At 59.6% G+C, this 21,552-nt stretch carries 14 protein-coding genes and 1 riboswitch; of the genes, 3 read left to right on the forward strand and 11 right to left on the reverse strand.

Annotation, left to right across the window (positions count from 1 at the left end; translation table 11 throughout):
- Nucleotides 1-76: 76 nt before the first annotated feature.
- From ygeW to dpaL, 3 genes are all read right to left on the reverse strand, one after another.
- Nucleotides 77-1,279, reverse strand: coding sequence for a knotted carbamoyltransferase YgeW (ygeW, locus tag DW645_RS01040; RefSeq protein WP_055252229.1), 1,203 nt, complete (start codon nt 1,277-1,279; stop codon nt 77-79).
- Nucleotides 1,280-1,480: 201 nt separating this feature from the next.
- Nucleotides 1,481-2,866, reverse strand: coding sequence for a YgeY family selenium metabolism-linked hydrolase (locus DW645_RS01045; protein WP_099432046.1), 1,386 nt, complete (start codon nt 2,864-2,866; stop codon nt 1,481-1,483).
- A gap of 237 nt (nt 2,867-3,103) precedes the next feature.
- On the reverse strand, nt 3,104-4,318 hold the full coding sequence (gene dpaL / locus DW645_RS01050; RefSeq protein ID WP_089573553.1) for a diaminopropionate ammonia-lyase: 1,215 nt from the start codon (nt 4,316-4,318) through the stop codon (nt 3,104-3,106).
- 277 nt (nt 4,319-4,595) lie between these two features.
- Here dpaL and DW645_RS01055 point away from each other — a divergent pair, with 277 nt between their 5' ends.
- Entirely contained in the window at nt 4,596-5,249 is a 654-nt protein-coding gene (locus DW645_RS01055; RefSeq protein ID WP_118225863.1) for a transcriptional regulator, read from the forward strand.
- Nucleotides 5,250-5,372: 123 nt separating this feature from the next.
- Entirely contained in the window at nt 5,373-6,356 is a 984-nt protein-coding gene (locus DW645_RS01060) for a hypothetical protein (protein ID WP_118225864.1), read from the forward strand.
- 37 nt (nt 6,357-6,393) lie between these two features.
- Here the strand turns inward: DW645_RS01060 and DW645_RS01065 are convergent, their stop codons facing one another.
- On the reverse strand, nt 6,394-7,716 hold the full coding sequence (locus DW645_RS01065; protein ID WP_118225865.1) for an ATP-binding protein: 1,323 nt from the start codon (nt 7,714-7,716) through the stop codon (nt 6,394-6,396).
- Between the two features lie 268 nt (nt 7,717-7,984).
- Nucleotides 7,985-8,075, forward strand: a riboswitch (SAM riboswitch).
- Between the two features lie 8 nt (nt 8,076-8,083).
- Between DW645_RS01065 and DW645_RS01070 the strand changes: the two genes are divergently transcribed.
- Nucleotides 8,084-8,506 (forward strand): hypothetical protein, encoded by a 423-nt coding sequence (locus DW645_RS01070; protein ID WP_118225866.1) that lies wholly within the window; start codon nt 8,084-8,086, stop codon nt 8,504-8,506.
- Nucleotides 8,507-8,572: 66 nt separating this feature from the next.
- Here DW645_RS01070 and DW645_RS01075 read toward each other — a convergent pair whose 3' ends face one another.
- The 7 genes from DW645_RS01075 to DW645_RS10210 form a co-directional block, all read right to left on the reverse strand.
- Nucleotides 8,573-10,696: a DUF262 domain-containing protein gene (locus tag DW645_RS01075; protein WP_117757083.1), complete on the reverse strand. Its 2,124-nt coding sequence runs from the start codon at nt 10,694-10,696 to the stop codon at nt 8,573-8,575.
- 547 nt (nt 10,697-11,243) lie between these two features.
- A complete protein-coding gene (locus DW645_RS01080) occupies nt 11,244-11,948 on the reverse strand; it encodes a hypothetical protein (RefSeq protein WP_117655011.1) in 705 nt (234 codons plus the stop codon).
- A complete protein-coding gene (locus DW645_RS01085; protein WP_118225867.1) occupies nt 11,945-13,324 on the reverse strand; it encodes an ISL3 family transposase in 1,380 nt (459 codons plus the stop codon). Before DW645_RS01085 ends, DW645_RS01080 begins: the two co-directional genes overlap by 4 nt.
- Entirely contained in the window at nt 13,325-16,750 is a 3,426-nt protein-coding gene (locus DW645_RS01090) for a DEAD/DEAH box helicase family protein (protein WP_118225868.1), read from the reverse strand.
- A gap of 2 nt (nt 16,751-16,752) precedes the next feature.
- Nucleotides 16,753-18,063 carry a restriction endonuclease subunit S gene (locus tag DW645_RS01095; protein ID WP_117655014.1) on the reverse strand — a complete coding sequence of 437 codons (1,311 nt, stop codon included), beginning with the start codon at nt 18,061-18,063 and terminating at the stop codon, nt 16,753-16,755.
- Entirely contained in the window at nt 18,060-20,135 is a 2,076-nt protein-coding gene (locus DW645_RS01100; RefSeq protein WP_117655015.1) for a class I SAM-dependent DNA methyltransferase, read from the reverse strand. The genes DW645_RS01095 and DW645_RS01100 overlap by 4 nt, the downstream gene beginning before the upstream one ends.
- A 1,009-nt stretch (nt 20,136-21,144) precedes the next feature.
- Nucleotides 21,145-21,222, reverse strand: a complete 78-nt coding sequence (locus tag DW645_RS10210) for a hypothetical protein (RefSeq protein WP_118225943.1) — start codon at nt 21,220-21,222, stop codon at nt 21,145-21,147.
- Nucleotides 21,223-21,552 lie beyond the last annotated feature (330 nt).

A 21,552-nucleotide genomic window follows, 5' to 3' on the forward strand; every position in this document is an offset into this window, starting at 1 on the left:
CACGCCCACGATGCAAAAAGGGGCACCCCGCCGGTTGGCAGAGCGCCCCCTTTACATGGCTTACCTCAGCGCGGCTTTAGGCCTGGAACCAACGGGCGGTGTTGCGCTCGTCGAGGGCCTTGAGGGTAGCGGCGGGATCGGCAACCTTCTGCAGGAACATCATGGCTGCGATGGCGTACGGCTTGTAGCTGGCCTCCTTGTACATGCCCACGCGGTGCATGTCGAAGACGTCGGCGTTGACCTCGCCGTGCTCGCAAGAGACACCAGAGATGTCGGCGGGCAGCGGATGCATAAAGATGGTGTCCTGGCCGTTGGCGGTCTTCTCCATGAGCTCGGTCGTGGAGCACCAATCCTGATGCGTAGCGTTCTGAGCGAGCAGCTCCTTCTCGAGTGCAGCGATGCCGGCGTCGTCGCCCTCGGCGTACAGGTTGGTGCGCTTCTCCATGGCGGCAAACGGAGCCCAGCTCTTCGGGATCACGATGTCGGCGCCCTCGAAGGCCTCGGCCATGGTGTTGACCTGCTTAAAGGTGGTGCCGGACTCGGCGGCGTAGCCCTTGGCGCGCTCGACGACCTCGGGCATGAGGTCGTAGCCCTCGGGGTGGGCCAAAGTGACGTCCATGCCAAAACGGGGCAGCAGGCTGATCAGCGACTGCGGACAGGACAGCGGCTTGCCGTAAGAGGGCGAGTAGGCCCAGGTGACGGCAACCTTCTTGCCCTTGAGGTTCTCGAGGCCGCCAAACTCGTTGATGAGGTAGAGCATGTCGGCAGAGGACTGCGTGGGGTGATCGGAGTCGGACTGCAAGGAGATGAGCGTGGGACGGTGATCCAGAACGCCGTCCTCGTAGGCCTGCTGGACAGACTCGGAGACCTCGGCCATGTAGGCGTCGCCCTTGCCGATGTACATGTCGTCGCGGATGCCGATGACGTCGGCCATGAAGGAGATCATGGTAGCGGTCTCGCGGACGGTCTCGCCGTGAGCGATCTGGGACTTCTTCTCGTCCAGGTCCTGCAGCTCAAGACCGAGCAGGTTGGCTGCCTTAGAGAAGGAGAAGCGCGTACGGGTGGAGTTGTCACGGAACAGGGAGACGGCCAGACCCGAATCGAAGATCTTGGACGAAACGTTGTTCTCGCGCAGCTCGCGCAGGGCGTCGGCGACGATGTAGAGCGCCTTGAGCTCATCGGTGGTCTTGTCCCAGGTGTGCAGGAAGTCGCTGCCGTACATGCCCTTAAAATCGAGGCCGTTCAGCTGCTCGACGAGCTCGGTAAACTTGGCGTCCATGTAAATATCCTTTCCAAAGATGAAACGATTGCAATGAGTAGATGTGCTCCGGCATGCGCGTGTGGCTAGAACATGCAGAGCACTATGACGAGGACCCGCTACCGTTGAGGAAGCATGGGAGATAACGACCGCGGGCCCCAAGTCAACAGGGGGTGCCGGGGACACGAGCTGTCCCCGGCTCAACAAGATCGAGGAATGGGACTAATCGATCTTGTTGTTGGTCAGACCGGCGCGGAACACGGTGGCGTCGCCATCGGCCTGGCTCGGATCGTAGAGGTTCAGGGCAGCCACATACATGGCGGCAGCGGTGACCAGGTCGTCCTTGTAGGTGACCTCGTTGGGAGCGTGAGCCTGAGACTCGGCACCCGGGCCAAAGCCGACGCAGGGGATGCCATAGCGGCCCTGGATGGAAACGCAGTTCGTGGAGAAGGTCCACTTGTCGCACAGCGGACGACCGGTGCGCTTGTCCATGCTGGGCTCGCAGCCGATGCGCTCGTCACCGAACATGGCCTTGTGGGCGTCGACGAGGGCCTTGACGTGCGGAGCGGTCTCCTTGTTGATCCACGTGGGGAAGTAAGCCTCGGTCTCGTAGACCTCGCCGGTCCAGGACGGACGGTCGTACATGTACATGGAGACCTTCACGTCGTCGCCGTACTTCTTGGCGGCCGGCAGGTTGCGGATCTCGTCCAGGCAGGACTCCCAGGTCTCGCCGGCGGTCATGCGACGGTCGATGGAGATGGCGCAGGAGTCAGCGACAGCGCAGCGGCTGGGGCTGGTGTAGAAGATCTGGCTGACGGTGCAGGTGCCGCGGCCCAGGAAGCGGGCGTCCTCGAAGTGCTCGGGGTTGTACTTAGGGTCGAGCATCTTGACGAGGCCCTTGATGTCGGTCGACTCGTCGCAGCCGTTGTTGTTGAGGGCGCGGACGTCGGCGATGATGTCGGCCATCTTGTAGATGGCGTTGTCGCCGCGGTCGGGAGCGGAACCGTGGCAGGAGGTGCCGTGAACGTCGACGCGGATCTCCATGCGGCCGCGGTGACCGCGATAGATGCCGCCGTCGGTGGGCTCGGTGGAAATGACGAACTCGGGCTTAATGCCGTCCTTGTTGTAGATGTACTGCCAGCACATGCCGTCGCAGTCCTCTTCCTGGACGGTGCCGACGACCATGATCTTGTAGCCCTCGGGGATGAGGCCCATGTCCTTCATCATCTTGGCAGCATAGGTAGCAGAAGCCATACCACCCTCCTGGTCGGAGCCGCCGCGGCCGTAGATGATCTCGTCGGTCTCGTAGCCCTCATAGGGATCGGCATCCCAGTTCTCGATGTTGCCGATGCCGACGGTGTCGATGTGGGAGTCGATGGCGATGATCTTGTCGCCCTCGCCCATAAAGCCCATGACGTTACCCAAGCCATCGACCTTGACCTCGTCATAGCCAAGGCTCTCCATCTCGGCCTTGATGCAAGCGACAACCTCGCCCTCCTCGCAGGACTCAGAGGGGTGAGAGATCATAGCGCGCAGGAAGCGAGTCATATCAGCACGATGAGACTCCGCAGCAGCCTTAATGGCATCAAAATCGAGTTCTTTAGTCATAACAGTCAACCTTTCTACAAGGGTTTACCTACAGGTAGATATTTCAGATAGATCATTTGTGCCAAGTAGCGTGAGGTCGAGTACCCGGCAAGCAAGTAACCTTAGGAGGCGGACGGAGGACTTTGCTCCGTCGCGAGTTCCGCACGAGCCGGAGAGCACTTAATGTGCTCTCCGTGCGAGCAGGACTGTCCGAGCAGGGAGTAAAGTCCTCCGGCTGCCTCCGGACAGGTCAGTCTGCTAGCAGGTCGGATACTCGCCCTCCCAGACGATGCGACGGTACTGATCCGGATCGGTGTCGCCCTCGGTGGAGAAGCAGAGCACGGAGCTCGTCTTGTCCAGGCCGATGAGCTCCTTGAGCTCGGCGTACTCGGGATCGAGCATGAGGGTCTCGACCAGGCCGGTGGTCACCGCGCCGGACTCGCCGGAGATGACGCGCGGGTCGCCCTTCTCGGGAGCACCCAGGGTACGCATACCGCGAGCGGTGACCCAGTCGGGGCAGGACACGAACGCGGTGGTGTGGTTGCGCAGGATATCCCAACCCAGAATGTTGGGCTCGCCGCAGCACAGGCCGGCCATGATGGAAGGCATGTCGCCGTCCACGATGCGCGGGTCGCCGTCGCCGGCAGCAGCGCCCTTGTACAGGCAGGCGGCAGGCGCGCACTCGACCACGACGAAGGTGGGCGGGTTATCGGGATACAGGTTGGTGAAGTAGCCCACCACGGCGCCGGCGAGCGAGCCTACGCCAGCCTGGACAAAGACGTGCGTCGGGCGGTTGATGGCCATCTCGCGCAGCTGCTCGGCAGCCTCGGAAGCCATGGTGCCGTAGCCCTCCATGATCCAAGACGGGATCTTCTCGTAGCCCTCCCAGGCGGTGTCCTGAACGATAACGCCGCGCTCGCAGGCATCGGCCTCGGCGGCGGCCATGCGCACGCACTCGTCGTAGTTGACCTCTTCGATGGTCACCGTGGCGCCCTCGGCGGCGATGTTGTCAAAGCGGGGCTTGGTGGAACCCTTGGGCATGTGCACGACGGCCTTCTGGCCCAGCTTGTTGGCAGCCCATGCCACGCCGCGGCCATGGTTGCCGTCGGTGGCGGTAAAGAAGGTGGCCTGGCCAAAGTCCTTGGCAAGCTGATCGGAGGTCAGGTAATCGAAGGTGCAGTCGGCAACGTCCTTGCCGGTCTCGTCGGCAATGTAGTTGGCCATGGCAAACGAGCCGCCCAGGACCTTAAAGGCGTTGAGGCCAAAGCGATAGCTCTCGTCCTTAACGCACAGGTTGGACAGGCCCAGGCGCGCGGCCTGGCCGTCCAGGCGGGCAAGCGGAGTGACGGTGTACTGGGGGAACGACTGGTGGAAGGCGCGGGCCTTCTTCACGTGGTCGAGGCTCATGATTCCCAAGTGCTTATCATCGCTCTTGGGCATCGTGTTGCCCGCCCACTGGATCTTATCGGCCATACGGTGAACTCCTTAAGTCCTCTCTTGCCGGCCCCCGCATACGCGTTTCAGCCCACTCCCATTCATGCGACTGAACTTTTATGTGGATGCCAAACAAAAAGTTTGTTAGCACTGTTCTATCACACTTTTTGATTGGCAAACCTAACAAATTGTTTGTTGCCGTAATCGGTACCTTTTCGCCGCCGAACGGTCACATAACGCAGCGACGCTTTCGTTATTTGCGAACAAGTGTGGTTTATGGCAAAGTGTGCCCAAACTAATTTTTAGGAAGGCACCCATGACCCCCGCACAGATTGAGTTTTACAAGCGCCTTGCACACGGCCTGGCGCTCCAATTTGGCCCCAACTGCGAAATCGTCGTCCACGACCTGGAAACCGACGATGTGGACCACTCCATCGTAGTGATCGAAAACGGCCACGTCAGCGGGCGCAAACTGGGTGACGGCCCCAGCCATATTGTGTTTGAGTCCATGCACGAGGGCACCACCGACGTGCACGACCGCGAGCCATACCTCACCAAAACCACCGATGGCAAGCTGCTCAAGTCCTCGACCATCTTTATCCGCAACGACGAGGGCAAGCCCGTCGGCATTTTGGGCATTAACTTTGACATTACGCTCATGAAGGCATTTGAGCGCTCGCTCGATGCCTTTACCGGCACCGGCGGCTCGGGCTACACCGAGCCCGAGCCCATTACCAAGAACATCGGTGACCTGCTCGAGGACCTGCTGCACGAGTGCGAGCAGTTTGTGGGCAAGCCCGCGGCACTTATGACCAAAGATGAGCGCATTCGCGCCATCGGCTACCTCGACCGTCGCGGCGCCTTCCTCATTTCCAAGTCGAGCGAGCGCGCCTGCGAGTTCTTTGGCATCTCCAAGTACAGCTTCTATAGCTACCTCAATGAGGCCAAGGCGGCGGCCGACGACAAGTAGGCACTCGCCTGGATTGCCCCTCCCCTTTTGGGCGCGAGTTCTGGAAAGCACGAATCCAAGACCGAGCCGCTTGGGAAGTTCCATATAATCGATGTCATTAGTATTTCGAAAGGATGGAACAGAATGGCGTTGAGCAAGGCATCATGCACCGGTCGCGGATTGATTCCGGCAATTGGTGGGCATGTGCACCGAATGTTCGATGAGGGTGAAGACGACCTGTTTTCGCTGAGCCTTGACGACGTGATGGATGATCGCCCGTGGACCGCCGACGAACTCATGGGCGGCGGGGCTCGCCCGTCAAGCCCCAATCCCGCACTTGCGCCTAAGCCCGCATCTGCGCCGACTCCTGCGCAGTCGCCTGTTTCGACGCCCGCGCCTACGCCCGCACCCACTTCCGCGCCCACGCCCGCACCCCGCCCCGCAAGCGACCCGTCCGAGACGGCGGCATTTCTCGCTGCAGCGACGCAGGGCAAATCGGCCGACAGCACCGTTATGTACAGCGCCCAGCAGTTGCCTGTTCCTGCGGCACGCAAGCCTCCGGTCACAAGGCTCGATGAGCCCGCTGCCCATCAGGTTGCCTACGATTCCTGGGCTGCAGCCGATCTGGATGAGACCTCTACCGGCATGCCGGCGCTCGACGTTCCAGTTAACCCGCTTTTTGCCGCCAACACGAGCGCCGCGGACTATGAGGGCGATGCGGCATATTCCGATTATTCCGATGGCTATGCTGGCAACGGTCGCATCGAGACCGAGGATTATGGCACCGCATCGAGCGATTATCTCAACGATCCGTACGCTGCCACGCCTGCACCGGAATATGACCCGGAGGCCGCGTCCGCGCCGGCGTATACCAAAAGCACGGGCGAAGAGCGCTTCGCCGATTATTACGCCGAGGAAAAGGCACTGCGTTTCTCGGAATTTCCGCAGGCAGTCAAGGTTGCCTTTATCGCCATTATCATTGCCCTGCTCGGTGTCATTGCGTTTGAGGGATTCCAGCTGTTCCGCGGCCCCACCGCGTCCGAATCGGCAACGCAGCAAAAAGAGAACGACAATCAGCACCTGGACATCAACACCCTCAAGGGCGACCCCAACGACGGGGACGAGTAGCGGGGGTTAAGGGAGGGCCGGAAGAGCCGGCGGCATGTTACGGCTCCAAAAGCCCTGCCATAAAGATGGGCAGATACAGCACGTCACCATCGCGGTGAAGATTACATTCCGCAAGTACCAGGGCGCGATCGATTCCGTAGCCCTTCGTCGCGAGCGCGTTGTCGAGCGCCGCGTGGGACTTAAAGCTCTTGCCCGATTTGACCTCGATGGCAAACACTTCCCCATCGAACGTCTCTTCCACAAAATCGAGCTCACCGACCTTTTTGGACGTAAAGTAGCGCAATCTAAATCCATGAGCTTTGAGCTCTTGGGCAACGAAGCCCTCAAACGCCGCCCTCATGTTCATGCCAAAGGGGTCTTCCGCCTCCCCATCAAAAACGCCTTGGGCGACCCTTTTAGAATACGACGACATGAGCATTCCGGTGTCCAAGTAAAACAGCTTAAATAGATTTCGCTGCTCCCCCAATAAAAGGGGTGCCACGGGCGCCGTTACGTTATACACGGGAAGCGCGACACCCGCCTCCGACAACCAGAGAAAATGATCTGTCACCTGCGAAAAACGTTTGACACCGTTAATCGACGACAGCTTGAATCGCTTGTTTTTGGAGCCGGCCTCGCTGGGAATCAAATCATAGATATCGCGAATAACCAAGCGTAGCTCGGGCGGAGCGTACTTTGCGATGTCATCGCGATACAGGGCGTGAAGATCGCGATGAATGTTTCGAACCTCGTCGACATTGCGCGTCGCCAAGAAGGAATTGACCGCGTCGGGCATGCCTCCCACCACCACATACTGATGGAACAGATCGAACAAGCGGTCATACAGGTAGCCGGGGAGCTCCCCCTCATCCTTTAGACGGTCTCTGAGCATGTCAAACACGCTGGCACCAACGCCATTTGCCCAGCAAAACTCCTCAAAGTCGAGCGGGCACATCTGGACCTGCTCGACATACCCCACCGGCAGGGAATCGATGCCCTCGAGCTCAACGCCAAGGAGCGATCCGGTAAGGATGTATCGAAAGTCGCCGCGCTGGACCAGATATTTGATAAACGTCACCACGTTGGGGCATCGCTGCACCTCGTCGATAACCACAACGGTCTTGTTCGCAACCATCGGCTGCGTTGCAGCAATAGACATGCGCATAAGCAGGTCATCCGCGCTTTTTGCCGCCAAAAACGAATCGCGCACGGACGCGTCGGCGATAAGGTCGAACGTCACGACATTTTCGAACGATTCGCTTGCAAAGACGTTGACCAAATATGACTTTCCCACCTGTCGGGCGCCCTTGACCAAAAGAGCCTTGTTAGGCGACGAGGCAAGCCAAGATTCAAACTGTGCTTTCGCTTTTCTCTGCAGCATAAGCGTACCCCTTATTACGTGCTGTTTTAGCACTAGGATACACTTTTCCGTGGTTGCTAGGTGCTCATTTCGACACTTTTTCGAGGTTTTAAAGTGTGTATCACGACACTTTTCCGTACTTTTACACGGGATATTTCGACATTTTTTCGAATTTAAGCCTAACAGCAGCCGGCGAAATCAAGCGCCGCCCGCGCGTCATTTCGCAAGCGCGCTTGATTTGTGTCCGCGCGCGCTGATAGACTCCACCGTGCCTGCAAGGAGCGGGCACGTTTTATCCAGAGTCGGGGTAGAGAGTTGGCTCCACGATCCCGACGCCAACCGGCCAAGAGGCACGGTGGCCCTGCCAACATCGATGAAAGGAGTCCGTATGGACAATTTCTCCGTGCGCAGTGAGCGCAACTTCCACAACCTGGTAGCCAAGCCAAAACGAATGCATCTTCTGGACGAGCCGAGCGGCTATGCCTCGGCCATGGTCAAGAGCAGTCTCTCCCATCAGATGCGCTTTACGGTGCAGGCGCTCGAGGAAGAGCTCTGCGTTGCCGGAGACCCTCACGTACTGCAGATCAAGTTGCTCGGAAATGACTCGCGTGAGCCGTCCAGCTGGAAGCTCTTCGCCGACGGCGCGTGCGTTGCAGACGGATCGGGCGCCTTTGCCCGCGAGTGCTTCTGCGAGGGCGCCGAGGTGTTCCTGGACCCGTGCCGCGACGCCGTCGACGCCGCTGAACTGCGCCAGTGGGGCCAGAGGGAGTACGAGCTGTTGAGTGCGGCGCGTGGGATTGCGGGAGTTTAGGTGGGCAGATAAGCCATCGGCAATTCCGAGATAGCAAGGGCCGAGAATTAGATTCCCGGCCCTTGCCTAGCACTGCTTTATAAGATCGAGCACCGCGGGAATGTCATCGGCATTCCGAAGTGCGACATAGGTCGGTAGACCCGGGCCAAATCCGCCCTGTGAGCGCTTGTCCTGACACAGGCCCTCTGGATCCGTCAGATCGTCAACGCTCTTTGCCAGGCCAACGGCAATCCAGCCACCATTGCTGGTCCTGCCTTCTAGCACGGCGTGCAATTTTCGCTTGCCCGACCTGAAGCCCACATAGTACTTGGCTATATAGGACTCCCACGAAGGGTTACCACTCAGAACGGACTCGCACACCTCATCGAAAAGCCTCTGGTTGAGTCCGCCTTCGGCAAAAGTTGGGTGATTCTCCTGCAGAGTCCAGATAGGCGCCTCGTCAGACTCCCCACGAGAGGGGCGATACTTGTCGACGACATCTGCCGGAAGGTCGGGATATTTCCATATCTCACACGCCTCTTTCGCCAACTCGTTAGCGCGCCGTCTAATCTCTTCCTCGCCCCATTTTTCATGCGAGGCAATCGACTTGTTTAGGTAGAGTGGGCTGCACATAAGTCCCACGTTCGGAAGATTGAGCTTGTCCGAGAACGACCGGTTTGAGTACTCCTGGTTGTAGCCCGTCAGCGTTAGATTTCCCAAGTTGTTGCACAACCTGTCGTGGATGTCTTCCCAGTTCTCACCAAGCGATTCCTTCCAGTCGTGTTCATCATCGATCGTCTGGGGCATGACGTGCTCAATCTGGTAATCGTCAGCCGAGATGGGCTCCTTCGGGTGGTGCCAGTTCTCAATGCGCTCCAGGTAATAGCGCTTTTTGGAGAAGCGGTTGTAGCAGTCACGCGTCTTAAACTCCTCGACAAAATGCTCGTCTGTTGGGAAGTACGCGGTCATACCGCTGCTGTGGATAAGGAGCATCGCCGTAACGTACTCCTCTATATCGTCCTGTTGCTCAAGGTTGCGATACATGCCGGCAAAGAAATTATTTAGACCCGTGGTAAGCCTGCCGCAAACCGCCCGTCTGAACAGAAACGACTCGATAGTCTCGCAGATACGTAAAAACGTATTGCGGTCAATCCTGCCTCCTTCATAAACCGAGTAAAGCAGCATCAGCAAAGGTCTAACCGGCTTCACATAAAGATAGGCAATTCTACCGAACACTCGGCGCAGACCCCCGTCTTTCTCCTTGCCAAGGAATAACCTGGCATATCTTTGCGCATATTCGCGGAGTTCCTTCAGCAGACCCTCGGTATCTCCATCGTAGTCATCAGCGAAATAGCGTTTGAACTCGTGGTAGGCCTCGTTTTCCTTCGGCATCCTATTGGGAACCTTGAGCCACAGCCAGTACCAGATAAATGCATTGAACTCTTCTTCGCCGCCTTTACCGAACAAACGCTCGAGCGGATGCCAGTAACCCTCGTAAAGCTTGGTCTGCTCGTCGTTGGGAAGCGACATAAGAACGTAGTTACGAATGAGGTCAATAGGCGTGAGCGGCTTGCCCTTGGAGTTCATGGACTCAAATATGAGCTGGGCATTATCAACGCCAGCGGTGAGCTTAGTGTCGATGACCTGCACGCGGTTTAGCCCCGCCCAAAGCCTTGCTGGGTCGAATGATTTCCCGTGCATCTTTTCACGGAAGAACGCATGGTTCTCGACAATGCGATCCGATTTCTCATCTGGCACAGGAGACCCAGACACAATGGAGAACAGCGTCTCTTTATCGTCCTGCGAGAGCACCAGCTTGTAGCGCGCCAGACCGTTGTAGTCATCATCGTTAAAGAGGTAGTTCTTCCGCAGCGCTGAGATCTTGAGATCGCCAAGGAAACCGGCCTTGTCGGGGTTGCTCTCCAAATAGTCAGCCAAGGCAGAGATCATCAACGAAAACGTCGTCATGCGCTGCTGTCCGTCAATCAGAAGCACGCGCGAAATGCTCGTGGCAGAGCTCTCGGACTCGGGGATATAGAGCATCGACCCCACGAAGTGCGATACGCCATCACGACCCGCTCGCATGACGTCATCCCAAAGCACCTCGCACTCTTTTACACTCCACGAGTAAACTCGCTGGTACACGGGAATGACGAACTGCATCTTCGCCACGCCCATAAGGTCGAGCAGATTTGCCTCGGTTGCTTTCATTTGCGCTTGCTCCCCTTTTCTTGTTTACGCCGTTTGCAGTCAGTCCTCCACTGAGCGGAGGGCGCTAAAGACGAGAGCATCGAAGCACTGAAGCAACCGGGATGCTCATATCGTTAGATTCTACAACGAAAGCAAACACTTACGCCGTCATGGTGGCGCGCGATCGCTGCACGCCACTCCCCAAAATCATACGATGTCAAAAGACTGACACTTGTGTATGCCTTTTGACATTGCCACAGTCTTACGGGCTTCTTGTCTCATATGCCAAGAGCGGATATCTAGATCGCTGCCTCTCCCGCCCAAAGGGGCTCGACAAGAACTGATCGAAGGGCAAATCAGACATCGAGCAAGTCGCCGACCTGCACTCAGCCTCGACAAGTGGCATCGAACACAAGCTCACCGGCATAAAGCTTGCGTTAAAAACAAAAGGGCATGTAACATAAATGGTTGGAAGTTAGTAAATTACCGGTTGGCAAAGTAAGAACCGGGCTATCAAGTTCCAACCATTTATTTTACAAATGGTATTAGCACAACTCCAACCACATATTTAACGAACGGGCCGTTGGATTAGCGATCTAAAATCCGTCACGCCTCTGCGGTCTATCCCCGACTTGATGGTCCTTTCGCAATCCCGCTCGGGATCTTCTTCGAGGAAAGACACAACGCCCTTGGCCATGAGGGAGACGAGGCCTTCGAGCTTGATGACGCAATCGTATGCGCACCCCTTCAGGTTCTCCGTACCCGCCCCGGTATGGCCATAGCTCGCGACGATCCCATGAGCGTCGCCGTGAACGCATACCCCGATAACCTTATAAGGACTATAATCCTCCCCTCTGCCTTCGATGACTGATGATCCCGCATGGATAACGGCGCAACGCAGTTGATAGAGGTCTGAAGCTGTGAATATACCTCGCGCCTCTATAACGTCGAACTCCTCGCTTATCTCACTTTGACTCTTCTCGTCTTTTCGCTCTGCCGCCATCTTTTCGCCGGTATTGGGAAGCTCCAGGTATTTAACGCACCAGTCGATGTATCGCATGCCGACGGCTTTTGCGCAGACGTCCGGTATGGTCACGACGAGGTTCAGTGCCGCGAGGAGAAGCCCCGCATCGAAGGCCTTCTCGCATTCCTCCACGAGCCTGCTTGGTGTGCGATGGATTACGGTCGGAAAGCCGTATTCGTTGGCATCGCATTTCAGGCCGCCTGAAGGCCTTGGCTCCCAGGCTGCAATTTCGTCGAGCCTCGAATTCACAGCATCTCTCCCGTCGTTGCGTCGACCTCCACTCCCGACCTCGGGTCTATGAACTCATCGACGGCCTCGTCCTCGCGGTCGGGCTCGGTCACGAAGAGCGGACCGGGTGCATCGATGCGAGGGCCGATCGTGAGCCCGTTGCTCGCGATGATGCGGTCGAGGTTCTGCCTGCGGTAGAGGGTCCTTGCCCGGAGCGTCTCGAACGAGTATCCGCGCCCTCTCATGTCCGTCTCGTTTATGAGCCGGTTCGCGCACTCGGTGTAGCCGTTCGAGATACGGCTGGGGCATTCCCAGTAGTTGAAGATGAACTCGCGGTGATTCTGAACGGTCCGAGCAAGGGCTCTGAACGGATCGAACTCCCTGCCATCGGGAATTTCCCGAATCCAGGCGTCGAACGCCGCCTCAGCCTCCTCGCGTGAGGACGGATGGTCGTCGTAAATGCCGAAGAAGTCCTCCTTGAGGTCGTACGCGGTCATCAGCGTCGAGTAGGAGGAGTCTTCCCGTAGCGCCCTTAGGGCCGACGCCTCGTAGAGGCTGAGGTCGCGCGTCCGCTTCCTAAGGACGTAGGCGAGGCCCTTCTTTAGCTCAAGGCGACCCTTCCTGTCGAGAGCTCCCTGGAGGCCCTTGCGGACCGCGTCCAAGGCCTCGTTGGCTCCCTTCACGACATGGAAGTGGCCGATGACCCATGTCGCGTTCGGGGTGTATTTGGCTATGCTCCTCCAGAACGGCCGGTACATGTCGCTCGAAACCCATCGTACGCGCTCGAGGCCCTCCAACGAGGAGAAATAGGCGTCGAGGTCGGACTGCGTCCTGCCGGGCACCATGTCGAAGACCGTCCTGTGCTCGAGATCAGTGATCACGGTCACCATGCCGACCCTCTTGAGGTTCTTCTCGTCTATGCCCAGGAACGCCGGCACTTTGAAGCGAAGCCTCGAGGCGTTCTCGCGGACGTAGTCCTCGAAGACGCTCTTCACGGTGACGTGCGAGAGCGGGTACTCCTCGGCGACCTCGCGGAAGGTGAGCCTGAGCGAGCGTTGGGCGATGTCGGCGTATGCCGCCTCCGTCATCCGGTGACTCTCGTCGATCCCGCCTATCGCCGGGCGCCACACGTAGCCGCACTCCGGGCATCGCATCCGCGGGAACCCTATCTCGAGCCTCGTCGGGATGCCCAGGTGTGGCGTCGACACAACGCCGACGGTCCTCGCGCCGTGGCTGTGCAGCGTCCCGCCGCACTCGGGACACGATGCGGGGACGGGCCCGCGGTATCTCAGGTCGAACTGCTGGAGCCTCCTACCGCAATCGACCTTGGTCGCGCTGCCGATGAGCTCGCAGTCCCGGACACCAAGCAGCTCCTCGACGTAGCCTGCCACGCCCATCTACTTTCCCCTCGAGAGGTAGGAGGCGAGCTCGGCGATGTCGTAGCGCTTCCCCTGCGAGATGAGGTCGTACACCTGGTCGGCCAGGGGCTCGATCGCCTGCGGGTCGTCGAGCGCCTGCTCGGCGAGGTCTCCAAGCTCGTTGCTCATCATCGACATGAGGGCCCTGATGACGATGTTGCGCAGGCGCCCGTCCGCGAGGACGGCCTCCTTCGTGTTGCTCGTGTTCGTGATCTGCGTGTTGGTCACGGGGTCTGCCGCCACGGCATCGGAGACCGCGTTGACGGCTCGGGCCTTCACGAGGGGGTCACCTTCGTCGCCCCACGTGCGGTTCAGCCTCTCCACGATCCTCGCCATAGTGTCGCGCTTGGGCGCGGTGCCTGAGCCGCCAGCGCCCATCGGCATGAGCTCGCCGCCTTCGACCCCCTCGGGGACCTTCTGGGCCGATATGCGGAAGTCCCGAAGCACGAGGCCGCGCACGTCGACGTCGTCGAGCGAGGTGCCCGCGATCCTGTGGCCGAGCAGCTTTGCGAAGCTGTAGAACACCTCGAGGTCGGGGTCGCCGAAGTCGAGCGCCTGGGACAGGAACGTGTAGGCGGAGCAGTACTTGGAGAGCTTCTTCCTGAAGGTCATCAGCTCCGCGACGCGTCCCGCCGCCTCGTCCGCGCTCCTCTTGGCCCTCTCCGTCCCCTCGGCCTCGCCGGCCGCCTCCGCCCGGTTGGCGCACTCCAGCCAAGTCTCGTAGGAGTCCCTGGCCGCCGCGAACCTCTCGCGGAAGATCTCGGCGGGCCCGGAGACGGCGGAATAGAGGGCGGTCCTGTAGGCATCGCTCTCCTCACCGGCTGCGAGGCCCTTGGACCTGTAGAGCGCCTCCTTGAACCCCTCGACGTCTCGCGTCGCGTACACGTCGGCCGCGTCGAGGGCGTCCTTCAGGTCGTAGACGATGTTCGGGTCCTGGGCCGTGCTCATCGTCGCGCCCTTGTCGTAGGTCTTGAAGGCGGCGAGAACCGTCTCGGGGTCGTTCACGAAGTCGACGACGAAGACCCCGTCCTTGCCGGAGCACGTCCTGTTGACGCGCGAGTAGGTCTGCACGATCTCGATGGCGTTGCCGAGCGGCTTGTCGACGTAGAGGGCGACTAGCTTCTTCTGGTCGAACCCGGTCTGGAACTTGTTGGCCACGATGAGCAGCCTGCTCTCAGGGCGGTCGAACGCCCTCTCGACCGGGCCCTGCCCGGTCGGGTTCATGTTGGCCTCGGTGTACTCGTATCCGCGCTCGATGAGGGCGAACGGGTTGTCCTCGAGGTACTCGTCCTCGGGCAGGACGCACCTGTCGCCCAGGACCTTCTGGGAGAAGGCGACGAGCGGCTCGCCGGGCACCTTGAAGCGCAGCTTCGGCTCGACCTTGGCGGGGTCGAGGTCCGGACGGGCGCGGAGGTACGCCTCTATCGCGTACTTGTAGCGCACGACCTCGGGACGCCCGGAGGTGACGATCATGGCCTTGGCCTCGCCGTTCAGGAGCGGAGCCACGTTGTCGACGAAGTGGTCGATGATCCACTTGGCCTTCTCCATGACGTTCGTCGGGTGGAGCGAGCGCCACTTGGCGATCTTCCTCCTGGCGCGGCGCTCGTCGACGAGTCTGCCGTCGGCGTCCTCGGACTCGTCCTCGATCCTCGTGAGGGTGCGCAGGGGCACGTATCCCGAGAGCGGGTCGATGATGTAGCCCTCCTCGATCGCCTGCCGCATCGGGTAGAGGTGGAAGCTGCCCATGACCGGATTGCCGTCCTCGTCCTCCTCGCCCGTGGGCGTGCCGAACAGGGTCTTTGTCTCGGCCTTTGGGGTCGCTGTGAACGCGAGGAAAGAGACGTTCGGCGGCATGAGGTTGCTCGCCTGCATCTGGGCGAAGTAGGCATCCATGACCGACCCGCCGTCGTCCGAGTCCTCATCGAAGTCGAGCATCCTCTCGAACTTCAGCTTGTCCGCCGCCGCGTTGAAGGCGGTCTTGAGGGACGCCGCCGAGCTGCCCTCCTGAGAGCTGTGCGCCTCGTCGACGATCACCGCGAATCCGGAGCCGTCAAGCTCGGGCAGCGCCGCGATGTCCGGCCACGCGTAAAGGAACGTCTGGATGGTGACCACGACGATCTCCCTCTTCTGCCGAAGGGCCTCGACGAGCTGGGAGCTCTTGGAGCCGTCGGCGACGGCGCTGCCCCTCTCGTCGCGGCCGACCATGACGACCTGACCGGTCACCTTGGAGAGCTGGGAGATGGTCTTCTTTATGTTCTGGTCAAGCGACAGCCTGTCGGTGACCACCACGACGCTGGAGAACATCTTCTCTCCGTCCGCGCGGCGGAGCCTCGCGAGGTCGTGCGCGGCCCAGGAGATGGTCTCGGTCTTGCCGGAGCCGGCCGAGTGCTCGATGAGGTAGCGGCGTCCCGCCCCATGCTCCCGCGCGTCGGCCAGGACCTTCCTCTCTGCGTCAAACTGGTGGTAGCGCGGGAAGATCTGGGTCGCCGTCTTGCGCCAGCGGCCCGTCGCGTCCTGCCTGTCCTCGACCTCCTCGAAGACGAAGCGGTCGAAGATGGACAGCCAGTTGTCTCGCTGGAGGATGGTGTCCCAGAGGTAGTGGGTCCTGTACTCGCCTTCGGGCGCGTCCGGGTTGCCGGCCCCGCCGTCGCGGCCCAGGTTGAACGGGAGGAAGCGGGGCTTCGCCGACCTGCTCGGGAAGGGGCCGAGGTTCGTGCACATCCAGACCTCGTCCTCGGAGACTGCGAAGTGGACCACGGCGCCCCTCTTGTACATGAGCAGCGAGTTCTTCCTGCCGCCGTCGGGCTCTATGGGCCTGCGCTCGTCGACGTACTCGTCGATGGCGTCACGCACGGTCTGGGTGAGCTCGGTCTTGACCTCGCCGGTGGCGACGGGGATGCCGTTGACGAACAGAGCGAAGTCGAGAGACTTGCTCCCGGCGGTCTGGTAGTGAACCTGGTGCATGAAGCGCAGGATGTTGGCGTCGTAGCGCTCCCTCGCCCCGGGCACGCGCTCGTCGTCCGGGTAGCCAGCCATGCACTCGATGGTCTGGTAACCGGCCACCTGGAATCCCTTGCGTAGCGTGAGAACGGTACCGTTTCTCTCCAGGCTCTTCACGAGCGCGCGGCGCAGCTGGTCCTCCCACCTCGCGCCCTTCTCTCGGCGCATCTTGTCGAGCTTCTCCGGCGCGGTGGCCTCGAGCCAGGCGACGAAGTCGTCGAACACGAGTGCGTCGTTCGGGTCGAACCCCGTATCGTCAGGTGAGAGGGCCCAGCCCGCGCCGCCGAGGGCAGCGACCTTTCGGGAGATGTAGCGCTCGAAGGCATCCTCCTGGTGAATCTTGCGGCGGCCGCTGTACTCGACGTCGCGGCGCTCATATGCACTGTCTATGTCGACTCTTGTCATGGCTATGCCTCCGTGCAGTCGATCTTGCCGGTGACGGCGTGGTGGATGACGGACTTGCGGTACTCGCCGAGCTTCTCGATGAGCTGCTCCTGGCGTGAGATTGCCTCGTCGATGGCCACGCAGCGCTCGTCGAGGTAGGCCGCTATCCTTTTTTGCTCTTCTAAAGGTGGTAAAGGAACGACGAAGTTGTTAAATGCGTTGGTTTGTAGTCGCATGCGCCCCTTGTCAGCAACTCCATTTGCTGAACCGAAAAACACCCGATTGAGGTAGCACATCTGGAAGAGGTAGAGGTAGTAACTCGGGTTGCTTACCGCAAGGTCACGGGCTGAAAACACTCGGTAGTCAGGACTTGTCACTCCTTCATAGCGAGATATATCCACCCAACCTGTTAAGAGGTCCATGTGGTTCATCGCAAAATCGCCAGGATGTACGAGTTGATAATGTGAGTATGTTTCAGCAAATTGCCCTTTTCCTGTGCTGAAATCTTTGGGCCTAATTCCATCTTGTGTAATCGACAGAACTGTCAATCCTTCAACCCCGGCAATTCGTTTTGTAATTTGAAATAGAGCTTTGAGCTTGGAGGTCTGCCAATTAGAGGGAATTTGATCTACCCACTTAATGTCGCTGTCTTTCATCTCTGCGGTTGGGTCGAGGCCCTTTGTCACAGCATGCGCGATGAGGGACTTCTTGTACTCCTTGAGCCTCTCTATGACCTTTTGGCGCTTCTTCACGTCATCGTCGATGGCCGCGCAGCGCTCGTCGAGGTAGGAGACGATACGGCGTTGGACATCACAAGGCGGGACTGTGACGTAGGTCTCGTGCAGGTTGCCTTGGTTAACGTGAAAAACTTTCACATCGATCAAGTCGCGCCGAATCTGCCAGCGCCACATGTCGGTAGAGAAAAGATATGCAAGGTACTTATTCTCAACCTCGTCAACCGGAGAGAGGAGCAGGGTATCGCCTCCGGGATTAACCGGCCGCTCAGAATCGTTGTATATGCAGTCTCCGCACCCGGCAAGGTCCTCTGATGTGCAGGCGAAGATAAAGGAACCTTTCTCGGAATATTTCAGCCCTTTTGGAACCATGCCCGTAGGGACGTGCTTTATGAGCTCTTCGTGGATACCGAATCTATTGTTTAACTTCGAATGCACTTGGGCGTAATTGACGACGGGAGCTCCTTCGTCAACTAAGTCAGCCCTAGTGACGGTCATTCCCTTGCTGCTCATAAAAAGCCTCGGCAACGGCACCATGTTCCAGCCGTCCGGCACCTCACCGAACCACTCAGCACTGTTTATCTCCCTTCTCGTCCTCATGCCAGGAACCCCCTCATGAGCGAGCCGAGGCCGTCCTCGAGCTCGAGAATCTCCTTCGCGATGACCTCGGGGGCACGGGGGCTCTCGTACTTGTAGAAGTACCTGTTGAACGAGATCGACGTGCCGACCACGCCCACCCCACCGTCGCCAAGCGGGTTGGCCGTGAGACCCGTCTTGTTGTCGAACTTGGGCTCGTCCCTTACCGACCCGTCCACCACGGCGTCGGGAGCGTAGGGCAGCACCTCGCTCGCCATGTAGTCGTCGATTTCCATGCCGATTGGAATGTTTTCCGTGTCCTTGAGCTCGGGGTCGAACACCGGGTTGCCCTTCGCATCGACCGCCGGCTCCGCGGAGGGGTCTTGCCGACCGAACACCTTGACGAGTGCCTCGACGAGCTTCGTCTTCTGTGGCTTGGGCTTCTCGATCGCTTTGTGAAGCTTCTCGGTCGCAGCCAGGACCTCGCTGTATGTGAGCGAGGCGCCCTCGTTCTTCTCAACCCAGGAGCGAATGGCGGCGCGGCTCGCGTCCGACAGCTTCTCCATGGGCTTGCTGAGGGTAAAGAGGGCATCCAGCCCATCGGCCGAGGGCTCAATGACAACGCGCAGCGGGCGCTGCGTGGTCACCTTGCGGTACATGAAGTCCTCGACGGGAACGATGACCGACCTGCCGTGGTCGTGCCCGTCTACGTAGGTGCGCACGATCCACGCGGCCTGGTCCTCGCCGACCTCGTAGCGCTTGTTCCCCTGGCTCTTGCGCAGGGCGGTCTTCTCCTCCGAGGCGTCGATGAGCTGCACGTACCCCTTGCGGTTCTCCGGCTTGTGGTTGTTGAGCACCCAGATGTAGGTTGCGATGCCCGTGCGGTAGAAGATCTCGGTCGGCAGCTTCACGATGCAGTCAACGAGGTCCTCGCTGAACAGCCAGCGGCGGATGCCCGATGGCCCGCTGCCGGCATCCCCGTTGAACAGCGGGGAACCCGAGAGCACGATGGCCGCCTTGCCGCCGCCTTCCTCGGGCGGCGCCATCTTCGCCGCGACGTTCTGCATGAAGAGCATGCTGCCGTCGTCAATGTCGGGCTTGCCGGCGCCGAACCTGCCCTCGAAGCCGCGTCCCATCTCCTCGAGGACGACGTCCTTCTCCTTCTTCCACTCCTTGCCGTAGGGCGGGTTCGTGAGCTGGTAGTTGAAGGTGCGTCCCTCGAACCTGTCGTCGTCGAGGGTGTCGCCGAGCATGATGCCGGCCGACAGGTCGGTCATCTGGTCGAGCACGTCTCCCGAGCCCCCGGCGATGTTGCGCAGCATAAGGGCTGCCTTGCCCATGGCCCATGTCGCGTCCTCGAGCTCCTGGCCGTAGGGGACGATCTTGGTTGGGCTGCTGAAGTGCCCTTTGTCGTGCCACTCGTCGAGCTGGTCGAGCGCGTCGCAGATGAAGCCGCAGGTGCCGCAGCTGCCGTCGTAGAGCGTGCGGATGTCGCCGTTGTCGGCGTTGAGCAGCGTGTCCTCGTTTGCGAAGAGCAGCGCGGTTGCGAGGCGGGCGACGTCCTTGGGCGTCATGAAGTCCTCGGCGTCCTGCGAGATCTCCTCGCCGTATCGCTGGATGAGGTGCTCGTAGATGTCGGTCATCATGCGGTCGGAGACCGTCTCGGGCCCGAGGTCGAAGCCCGAGAAGCGTGTGCACACCTCGTAGAGCATGCCCTTCTCGTCGAGCTTCTCGCAGGTCTGCCGCATCTCGAAGCGCTGCAGGACCTCGCGGGCGTTCGCGGAGAAGCCGTTGATGTAGGCCATGAGGGCGTCGCAGGTCTTCGTCGCCCCGAGGTTGGAGAGTGTGAAGCTCGTGACGTTGTAGAAGCAGTGGCCGGAGAGGGCGCAGTACTTCGGGTCGTCGTCGTCCCAGACCCCCTTGGCGGCCTGTCTGCTCACGGCCGCCCGCGTCGGCTCGAGGGCGCACTCGAAGCGCCTCAGCACGGCGAATGGGAGGATGAGCTTGTTGTAGTCGGCGGGGCGAATGACATCACGCACGTAGTTCGCGATGCTCCATATCTCGTTCACGTAGTCGAACGCGGTCTTATCGGCCATGGTTGGACCTCTCTGCGAAAAATAGAATTCCAACCATGTATTTTACAACCGAAAGCCATGATTTGAGCTTTCGGCCAACCAATAGTTTAACAAATCTGGTAAGTGGTATCACCAATCACTGATTTATTGACCCAACCAGTAATTTTACATACCCAAACAAAATAAACCCCGGCGACTCATATCAGAGGCCATTCCCGGGGCATCAATATGCAGTGTACCTATTCATCACCCGATGCCGGCAAGCTGTTGAGCGGCTCACCCTCACCGGCGGCACCAAGGTGCTTCTGTATCTTCTCGATCCGCTTAAGGGTTGAAGTCAAATACCCAAGACCCCTCTTCAACTGCTTAAGCAACCTGCTATCCCTGCGGTCCCCCTTTCCATTCTCCTTCTCTACATCTTCCTCAACACCAGCGATGCTGCGTTGCACGGCCTCGGCCGCTTTCCGAACCAAAATGGCCCCTTCATGCGGGCAGCGGTCAGTTGCCACATCAAGAAAAGCAAGGAGCCTCGAACATTCGACGAGCACGAACTGCGCGTAGTTCTCCCCCATCGATGCCGCCAAGGCAACGCCGCCGGAACCCAATAGACCAAGCGCGGCGCCGCCGCCCGTAATCAAAGCAGTGCCACCGGCCATACCCATGCCGCCGGCGGCCAAGGCCCCACCGCCGGCTGCAGCAAGGCTCGCATTGACAAGCGCAGCCCCGTGAAGACCGACAAACGAGCCTCCAAAGATACCGACAGCAATATCCGGAGCCAATGCCGCGGCCACTCCTCCTGTGCCCAGGGCCGTCGCCACGGCAATAGCGCCACCCACCAAGGCCTTTGGCAATGTGCCTGAAAGCTCACGGATATGCGCCCCGCATTGCTTCTCTAGGGAACGTATGGCGTCCAGATCAACCGCGTCTTGTCTCCTGGGAAATTCATCTTTAACCCAAGACCCACTCTCCTTCAAACCTTTGTATTCCTTCTTCTCTTCATCTCCCAGCTGCGAATAGGGGCAAAACTCAACTAACTCCTGTGCAACCAGCAGGGCGCGCACCTTACCGCCTCGCTGCCGCGAAATAGCCTCAAGGGCTCCGTACGCATCTTCCTCGCTCAAAAAGTAGCTGTCTGCATCTATGCCTGGGCCATCCGCGACCGAATCCCGCCACGCGCGAGCCCAGCTCCTCTTTTGCCCTTTGCGCACTTCGTTCTTCTCGTTCCCGCAGTCGTAGTTGATGGCGGCAAGCTTCAGCGAAAAGGCAATCCTCGTCGTTTCTCTATCTAGGCTATAAAAGTGGAATCCATCGAAGATATCCTGGCGGCGTCTGGCGCGCTCAGCCCAAGCCTCGGACATTTCCTCCGCCATATAGTCCCAGTCGGCATGGAGGGCAAACGCAAGGCGTCCAACCCCAACGTAGTTTATTCGCAAGAAGA

This window comes from Collinsella sp. AM23-17 (assembly GCF_003470945.1).
Lineage (GTDB): Bacteria > Actinomycetota > Coriobacteriia > Coriobacteriales > Coriobacteriaceae > Collinsella > Collinsella aerofaciens_O.